This is a genomic window from Vibrio sp. 1078-1, from assembly GCF_033340475.1.
Genome location: NZ_JAWOWM010000941.1, coordinates 1 through 511, shown reverse-complemented (window position 1 = coordinate 511; position 511 = coordinate 1). Strand labels below are relative to the sequence as shown.

At 47.0% G+C, this 511-nt stretch carries 1 protein-coding gene; it reads right to left on the bottom strand.

Annotated features, from left to right (window positions below):
* Positions 1 to 511: molybdate ABC transporter permease subunit (gene modB / locus R7190_RS30985; protein ID WP_318138355.1), on the bottom strand; the 511-nt coding region annotated here is incomplete at both ends.

The window sequence follows — 511 nt, the reverse complement described above, 5'->3', positions numbered from 1 at the left end:
AACCACTCAGAAATCATCAACGTCGATAAAGCGAGAGCAATAGAAATGATACACAAGCGTGCCGCTTCCATTTCCGCTCCCGGCGTTTCAATAAAATTGTACATAGCGAGAGGAATGGTTTGTGTCTCCCCGGGAATATTGGACACAAAACTGATGGTTGCGCCAAACTCACCCAGACTGCGGGCAAACGACAGCATAGTGCCCGTGATGATCCCAGGAATCGTCAGAGGCAAAGTAATGGTTAAAAAGACTTTTAAAGGCGATGCGCCCAACGTGGATGCCGCGTGTTCCAGTTTAGGATCCACACTTTCCAAACTTAACCGGACAGAGCGAACCATCAAAGGCAATGCGACAACAATACAAGCGACAACTGCCCCTTTCCAATTAAAGCTAAACACCAAACCTAAATGCTCATAGAGCCAACGCCCTAAAAAGCCTTGTCGCCCTAACGAGACTAACAACAAATAACCAATCACCACTGGTGGAAGCACCAGTGGTAAATGAATCAAGC